This window comes from Lysobacter enzymogenes (assembly GCF_017168095.1).
Classification (GTDB): Bacteria; Pseudomonadota; Gammaproteobacteria; order Xanthomonadales; family Xanthomonadaceae; genus Lysobacter; species Lysobacter enzymogenes_D.
The window spans coordinates 1-7,961 of sequence record NZ_LXSD01000644.1; the positions used below are offsets into that span (position 1 = coordinate 1).

The 7,961-nt window shown below is 70.3% G+C and carries 6 protein-coding genes; 2 read left to right on the plus strand and 4 right to left on the minus strand.

The window, feature by feature from the left end; translation table 11 throughout:
- Positions 1-330: 330 nt before the first annotated feature.
- Positions 331-1,773, plus strand: a complete 1,443-nt coding sequence (locus A7A76_RS24735; RefSeq protein ID WP_206413812.1) for an alpha-L-fucosidase — start codon at positions 331-333, stop codon at positions 1,771-1,773.
- 250 nt (positions 1,774-2,023) lie between these two features.
- On the plus strand, positions 2,024-2,488 hold the full coding sequence (locus A7A76_RS24740; RefSeq protein ID WP_206413813.1) for a hypothetical protein: 465 nt from the start codon (positions 2,024-2,026) through the stop codon (positions 2,486-2,488).
- 126 nt (positions 2,489-2,614) lie between these two features.
- Here the strand turns inward: A7A76_RS24740 and A7A76_RS24745 are convergent, their stop codons facing one another.
- The 4 genes from A7A76_RS24745 to A7A76_RS24760 all read right to left on the minus strand — a co-directional run bounded on the left by A7A76_RS24745 (position 2,615) and on the right by A7A76_RS24760 (position 7,813).
- On the minus strand, positions 2,615-4,366 hold the full coding sequence (locus tag A7A76_RS24745; protein ID WP_206413814.1) for a DNRLRE domain-containing protein: 1,752 nt from the start codon (positions 4,364-4,366) through the stop codon (positions 2,615-2,617).
- A gap of 329 nt (positions 4,367-4,695) precedes the next feature.
- Positions 4,696-5,472, minus strand: a complete 777-nt coding sequence (locus tag A7A76_RS24750; RefSeq protein WP_206413815.1) for an FKBP-type peptidyl-prolyl cis-trans isomerase — start codon at positions 5,470-5,472, stop codon at positions 4,696-4,698.
- Positions 5,473-5,497: 25 nt separating this feature from the next.
- On the minus strand, positions 5,498-7,132 hold the full coding sequence (locus A7A76_RS24755; protein WP_206413816.1) for a multicopper oxidase family protein: 1,635 nt from the start codon (positions 7,130-7,132) through the stop codon (positions 5,498-5,500).
- 192 nt (positions 7,133-7,324) lie between these two features.
- Complete coding sequence (locus tag A7A76_RS24760) at positions 7,325-7,813, minus strand: hypothetical protein (protein WP_206413817.1); 489 nt, start codon at positions 7,811-7,813, stop codon at positions 7,325-7,327.
- Positions 7,814-7,961: the final 148 nt, after the last annotated feature.

Genomic DNA, 7,961 nt, shown 5'->3' on the forward strand with positions numbered 1-7,961 from the left:
GCGGCGCGGCGGCGACGGCGGCGTTGGCCGCGGCCGGCGCGCCCAGGGCGAGCGCGGAGGCGGAACTGGCGAGCAGGAAGCGGCGACGGTCCATGGCGACAACGGCAGCGGCGACGTCCGCAGTCTAGTGGCCGGCGTGCGTCGCGCAATGCTGCAGCGCGATTGCCGCGATTTGGATTTGTTTGGATTTTCCGCGCGTTCGTCGCGGCTTGCGCAATCCGAAAGCAAACGCGCGCGGCGACGGCGAAACGAAAGCATGGGCGCGAACGCAGTTGACCGCCGCGCCCGCGGTCTGCTGGACTGCGTCGATCCGCTTACGGGAGAACGCCGATGCCGTCGTTGCGCGCCGCACTCATCGCCTGCCTGCTGGCGTCCACCAGCGCCGCGCACGCGGCCGCGCCGGCCGCCGCCGCGCCCAAGCCCGCGGTCGCCGCACCGACCGAATCGCAAGCCGCGTTCGACGCGCGCATGCAGTGGTGGCGCGAGGCGCGCTTCGGCCTGTTCGTGCACTGGGGCCTGTACTCCGGCGCGGCCGGGCGCTGGAACGGCGAGCCGGTCAAAGGCTCGGCCGAATGGATCCAGCGCAACGCCCACGTGCCCACCGGCGAGTACGCGCGGCAGATGCTGCCGCTGTTCAAGCCCAAGCCCGGCTTCGCCCGCGAGTGGGCGAAGCTGGCCAAACAGGCCGGCGCCAAGTACCTGGTGTTCACCAGCAAGCACCACGAAGGCTTCGCCTTGCACGACAGCGCGGTCAGCGACTTCGACGCCAAGGACGCCACCGGCCGCGACCTGGTCCGCGAGATCGTCGAGGCCGCGCGCGCCGAAGGCCTCAAGGTCGGGCTCTATCACTCGGTGATCGACTGGCACCACCCGGCCTATCCGTACCGCGATTTCGCCCGCCTCGAGCACCCGCTGCCGCATCCGCTGGAAAAAGCCGGCGACAAAGACGATCCCGGCTACGCGCAACGCGCAAACCTCAAGCAATACCAGGACTTCCTCCACGCCCAGGTGCGCGAGCTGATCGAGCACTACGGCCCCATCGACGTGCTGTGGTGGGACTATTCCAACCCAGGCGCCGAAGGCGAAACCTGGCGCGCGCAGGAGCTGATGGCGACGGTGCGAAAGGAGCAGCCCGGCATCGTCATGAACAACCGCCTGTACCGCTCGCTCGGCTACGACGATCCGCAAGGCAGCCTGCAGTGGTTCGACCGCGCCCACGGCGATTTCACCACGCCCGAGCAGGCGATTCCCGCGCGCGGCGTGCCGGGCGTGGATTGGGAAGCGTGCATGACCATGAACGGTACCTGGGGCTACAGCGCGCTGGACACGAACTGGAAATCCACGCGCGAGCTGGTGCGCGACCTCGTCGACACCGCGAGCAAGGGCGGCAACCTGCTGCTCAACATCGGCCCGATGGCCGACGGCAGCGTGCCGCAGGCCAGCGTCGAGCGCTTGCGCGAGATCGGCGCGTGGCTGCGCCGCAACGGCGATTCGATCTACGCCACCAGCGCCAATCCGCTCGGCGACGTGGCCTGGGGCCGGATCACCCGCAAGCGCAGCGCCGACGGCGAACGGCTGTACCTGCACGTGTTCGAACGCCCCGCCGGCGGCGAGCTGCGGATCGACGCGCCCGGCGCGTGGCGCGCGCGCCTGCTCGACGGCGGCGCCGCGCTGCGCGCCCGGCGCGACGGCGCAACACTGGCCATCGCATTGCCCGAGACGCTGGCCGATAGCATCGATACGGTGATCGAACTGGCGCCGGAAAAATCCTGAGCGCGACGGGGCCGATTCGTTCATCAAACTGATCGGCCCGCCTCACGCGCGGGTGCCGCAGCGCGTTATGCATCTGCCGCGGCGGGTCAGTTTGTCATCCCATGTCATGGCCGCAGCGCCGGGCATCACAGTTCAGACGGTACCGACCTCTAGAAATATCCGTTATTTTTCAATCTATTACGTGGTTTTTCATCACGCCGTCTTTACGTAATGCCCTCGTAAATAGCAAGGACGTCAGGGGGCGTCATCCATGAAAAACATCGAGGTCTTCAGCATCGCCACCGCGCGGATCTGCGCGGCGGCGCTCGAGCAGCATCCCGTCGTAGCCCGCTTCAACGCCGAGGAATCGGCGCGTCATCTGCCGGGCCTGGACCCGTCCAACCGCGAAGCCATGGCGCAGGCGGTGCTCGCCTGCGGCGCGACCTTCGAATGGTTGCTCGACGAGGGCTATGTGCGCAGCACGGCCTGCGTCAAGGAGTCGTTGAACGGGGTTGCGTTCGTGCACCTGGCCTTGCGTTACCGGCTGACCGAGAAAGGCCTGGCCATTCTCGGCGCGCACGCCAGCAGCGCCGACGAAAGCAAGACCATCGGCGATCGGCTGATCGCCGCGGTCAAGCTCGGCGGCGCCGAGCGCATCAAGGAATCGGTCAAGCTGATGATCGGCGCCGGCGCGGGCACCCACGCCGCGCGTCCGGCCTTGCAAGCCACCGCCTGAGCGTGCGGGAGGGGCTTCGGCCCCGAGGGTCTTGCGCCCGCCGCGACGCATCCGCATCGCGGCGGGCCGGACCGCATCGGGCCGCCGGCGCGGCACAGGCGGCTCCGAGGCTTGGACCTGCGACGCTTACGGCGCGTAGGTCAGGATCAGCTGCGGCGCATTGGCGCCTTCGCGCGAGGACCAATCCACGCCGTCGCTGGAGCTCGACGACAGCACCACCCCGTTGTTCGCCGCCGCGCCCGAGGCCCAATCCTTCACCAACTGCAGGCCGGCGGCGTTGAGCGCGATGGTCTGCGCGCCGGTCGCGTTGGGCACGACCGAGCCGATCTTGGTGCTCAGGCTCACGCCGCTGTAGGTCGCGTTGGATTCGGTCCAGGCGGCGCCGGCGCGATAGAGATCGTAGGTGCCGGCGGAGCGGTCGCTGACCTGCAGCTTGACCTGTGCGCCGGTGATGTTCTTGCCCGCGGCCGACGACAGATCCCACGCCATCAGGCCGCGCAGCACCTGGCCGCCGTCGCTGCCGTCGGCGTAGAGCGTGGCGCCGTTGTCGCGGCTGCCGCCCGACTTCACGGTCACGTCGCGCACGCTGTTGAGCGTCAGCGTCTGCGCCGGCGGATTGCCGCCGCCCTTGGCGTTGCAGGTGCCGGTGAAGTGGTCGGTGTAGCTGCTGCCGGCGCGCGGGACGAAGTCGCCGGTGTAGCCGGTCGCGGTCAAGGTCAGCTTGAGCACGCCGAAGGTGCTGGCGTTGCTGGCTTCCAGCAAGGGGTGGGTGCCGCTGATGCTGTAGAACGCGCGGCCGCCGGTGCCTACCAGAACCTGGCGGATGCCGTCGCTGGCCGCGGCCTTGTTCGGGTCCATCTTGCCGTAGCGCTGGTAGTTGTGGTCGTGGCCGACCAGCACCAGGTCGGCCTTGGCCGCGTACAGCGCGTCCCAGAACGGCTTGACCTGGGTGTAGCCCGAATAGCTGCCGCGGCTCAGCAGCGGATGGTGGAAATACGCGGCGGTGCAGGGCTTGGTGCTGGCGGCGAGGTCGGCCTTGAGCCAGTCGATCTGCGCCTGCGCAACGGTGCCGCCGCTCATGGTGTTGAGGGCGATGAAGTGCCAGTCGCCGACGTCCCAGCTGTAATAGCCCTTGCTGCGGTCGCCGGCCGGGCCGGTCTGGTTGCCGCTGCCGTTGAAATAGTCGAAGTAGCCGGCGGCGCCGGTGGTGCTGTAGTCGTGGTTGCCCGGCGACGGGCTGGTCAGCGCCTTGAACCGGCCCCAGGTCGGCGCGTAGCGGCTGTTGTACTCGCTCAGCGTGCCGCTGTTGTAGGCGTTGTCGCCGGCGGTGAACACCGCGGTGGGGTTGATCGAAACGATCAGGTCCGAGGTGCCCTGGCAGGCGTTGCCGCTGCTGTCGCAGATGTCGCCGGCGCCGGCGACCACCACCGAGGCCAGTTCCAGCGCCGTGGTGCCGAAGTCGTAGCGGTCGAGCTGGAACGCGCTGTCGGGCTGGCTGAAGTACGGCTGCACGGTCACGCATTCGCCGCGCAGCGCGCGGGTGGTGAAGGCGCGGTCGTTCCAGTGCTTGCCTTCGAACACCAGCTTGTCGCCGCCGCTGCTGGTCAGCACCAGCGAGTCGTAGCCGGCCAGCTTGAGCTGCTTGAAGCCCACCCGCAGCCACTGGGCGCCGGCTTCGCATACGCGATCCGCGGCGCCGGCCTTGGCCAGCGGGGTGCCGCGCAGCGCGGGGGCGGCGCTGATCGGCTTGCTGTGGGTGGTGTCCTCCGACAGCTGCAGGATGCGCTGGGCGGCGTGCGCGGGCGCGAGCGCGGCGGCGCCGAGCAGGGCGGCGGCGAGGGCGGCGCAGATCGGCGTGCGCGAGGGCGAGAGGTTCACTGGCTGTCTCCGGCGGGAGTGGCTGGTAGCGGGTCGGATGAAGACGGGCATCGCGGCCCGGCAGAGCCGCGATGGCTGCGGAGTTTGGCCGGAAAACTGCTACACGATTGCGACGCAATGCGCGGCTGAGCGGCGTTTGGCGCGGTGTGCGTCACAACTTTCGTACTTGTTGCCGGGTGGTGCGGACGAGGCGATCCGAACCAAGGGCATCGGGACTGAAGTCCCTCCCACAAAAGCGTACCCGCGCCGACGCGGGTGACATCGATAAGCAAGTCGGCTCTTGTGGGAGGGACTTCAGTCCCGATGCTCTCCGCCCAACCGCCGCGTACTCATTCGTCGTGCATCGGCGCGCCCTGCCCCGCGATCTCCAGCAGCTCCACCTCGAACGACAGCACCGAGTTCGGCTCGATCTGCCCGGCCAGGCCGCGCTCGCCGTAGGCCAGTTTCGCCGGCATCCAGAACCGGTACTTCGCGCCGGGCGCCATCAGCTGCACGCCTTCGGTCCAGCCCGGCATCACCTGGGCCAGCACGAATTCGGCCGGGTGGTCGGTGTCGTAGGTGCTCTCGAACTTGCTGCCGTCGAGCAAGCTGCCGACGTAGTTCACCCGCACCGTGTCGCTGGCTTTCGGCCGCGCGCCCTTGCCTGCGCGCAGCACCTGGTATTGCAGGCCCGACGCGGTGGTTTTCACGCCATCGGCTTTCGCGTTCCTGGCCAGGAACGCCTCGCCCGCGGCGAGGTTGCGCGCGGCCACGGCCTTGACCTCGTCGTCGTGCCTGGCGCGCAGGTGCGCGCTGAAGCCGTCGCGGATGCGCTTGGTCTCGTTGTCGTCGAACAGCGACGGCCGCCCGGCCTGGGCGTCGCGGATCGCGCGCAGCACCAGTTCGGTGTCGAGTTCGGCGCGGATCGGCTCGACGCTGCGGGCGAAATCGCGGCCGACCACGTAGCTGATCTTCGCCTTCTCGTCGGCGAGGTCGGCCGCCTTGAGCGGCGCCGGCGCGGACGCCGACGCGGCGCCCGGTTTCGATCCGCCGCTGGGCGCACAAGCGACCAAGGCGGCGGCGAGCGCCAACGACAACGCGGACAGGACGAGCAGGGAACGCGGCATGGAACACTCCGGGAAGGCGAAGAAGTCAGTCGGCGACGGCGAAGGTCAGCATCATCCCCATGTCCTCGTGTTCGAGGTTGTGACAATGCAGCATGTAGCGCTGGACGCCGGCGAAGGGCTGGGAGAAATCGATGGCCAGGCGCACGATCTCGCCGGGCCACACCACCACGGTGTCGCTCCAGCCCAGGTCCTGCGCGGTCAGCCCGTTCGGCGCGACCTGGCGGCCGCGCACGTCCGGCGGGCTGATCGCGCGCGAGACCACGCGGAACTGGAAACCGTGCAAATGCATCGGGTGCGGCATGCTGGTCATGCTGTTGCGGATTTCCCAGACCTCGCGCGCGCCGCGCTTGACGGTGAACGCCGGGTCGTGGCCGCTGAGGTGGAAATTCCAGTCGTTGATGAACCAGCGGCCTTGTTCGTCCATGCGCAGGCGCAGCGCGCGCACCGGCCAGCCGGCGGTGTCCGGCGGCGGCGCCAGCGCGGCCATCGCATCGAGCGGCGGCAATTGCGCGGGCGGACGCTCGGTGGCGCACTCGATCACCCGCAGTTCCATCAGGTCCAGCGCCTCGCCCATCGCCACCGCGCCGGGGTGGTCGCCCATCGGGTCGGGCGCGAACGCGCCGGACTCGTCCTCGTTCTCCATCGCCACATAGTCCAGGCTGCGCAGCACCGCCTTGGCGCCGGGCGCGAGCGCGCCGAAATCGACCAGCACGTCGACGCGCTGGGCCGGCGCCAGGAACAGGTCGTCGACCGGCCAGGCGCGTTCGAGCAGGCCGCCGTCGCTGCCGATCAGCAGCATCGGCAGCGGCTTGTCCTCGTGCAGGAAGCACGGGCGCAGCAGGCGCGCGTTGCAGACGTTGGCCAGGCGGAAGCGGTACCAGGCCGGGATCACGTCGAGGTAGGGCTCCGGCGTCCAGTTGACCAGCACGCGGTTGCCGATCCAGTCGTCGGCGCCGTCCTTGTAGACGATGGCGTTGCCCGCATCGACCTGCTTGTCGGCGATCATCAGCGGCAGGTCGCGCTCGCCCCAGCGCAGGCCCAGGCGTTGGCGCAGCGCGAGTTCTTCCTCGTCCTCGACCAGCAGCAGCCCGGCCAGCCCGCGCTGCAGCTGCGCGCCGGTGCGGCCGTGCGGATGGGCGTGATACCAGTACAGGCCGGCGCGGTTGTCCGCGTTGAGCCGATAGCGGCGCTGGCCGCCGGCGGCGACCGGATGCAGGCCGCTGCCGTCGTTGGCCTCGTCCACGTGCAGGCCGTGCCAGTGCACGGTGGTGTCTTCGCCCAGGCGGTTGTGCAGGCCGACGTCGATGGCGTCGCCGCGGCGCGCGCGCAGCAGCGGGTTGAGCGCCTCGCCGCCGGCGACGCGCGCGGCGTAGGCCCACAGCTGGGTCGGCGGGCCGGGGAACAGCGCCGCGCCGGCGGTCTGCGCCGACAGTTGCAGCGGCTGTCGCAGATCGATTTCGGCCATCAGGCCTTCGCTGCCGGGAATGCGCAGCGGCTGGACGAAGCGCGCGTCCGGCGGCAGCGACTGCAGGTCCGGCAGCGAGCCCATGCGGTGGCCGTGGCCGCCGGTGTAGCGCCACATCGCGATCGGCCCGGCGACCACGGCGGCGCCGCCGACGGTGAGTCCGACGAGGAAGCGGCGGCGTTGCGGATCGGTCATCGGCGAAGGACGGCGGCGGCGGGCGGGAGTCGGTGCCGCCCGCGGCCGCGGGCGACCCGCCATGATGTTCGCGGCCGATGGCAATTGCCTTGCGCGGCGACGGAAATTTGTGCGATGCCGATCATGGTTCGGCGATGCCGCCGCCGCGGCGCGCGCAGCCGGTGCACGCGCCGTGCAGGCGGCGCGGACGGCTCAGATCGAATCGTCGAGCGCGGCCTGCCACACCCGGTCGCCGGTCTCGTGCTCTTCCACCCCGGCGAAGAAGTCCTCGCCCAGGCGGGCGTAGTCGGGCTCGCCTTCGCCGCGCCAGTCGAGGAACTTGGGCCGGTGCACGGCGAAGCCGAGCGGATGGGCGGCGTTGCGGTAGGGCACCGCCAGGGTCAGCGCGAGGTCGCCGGCGAAATCGCGCACGCTCAGGATCAGCGAGTCGGTGCGGCCCGACGGCAGGGTCAGCAGGCCGTCGTGGACCAGCACCGCATGGCGCGCCTGGTCCGGGTTGGCCGACAGGCGCGCGCGCGCCTCGGCCACCGCGTCTTCCTGGCGTTCGCCGGCGTAGCGGACCATCTTGCGTTCGCCGGCGGCGTCCTCGAAGGCGTAGATCGGAATCAGATCCTCGCCGTCGGCCACGCACCACACGCCGTGGGCGGCGAAGAAGCCGGCCAGTCGGATTGCTTGCTGCACTGCTGTCCCCTCGGTGCGGCGCCCCTGCGGCGCCCAATGTACACGTAGCAACGGACGATGCGGACGCCCGCCCTACCCCGGGCGGGCCCCGCATCGCGCCGCTCAGGCGGGCCTCGGCGCCGGCGCCGCGGCCGGTGCCCGCGGCGAG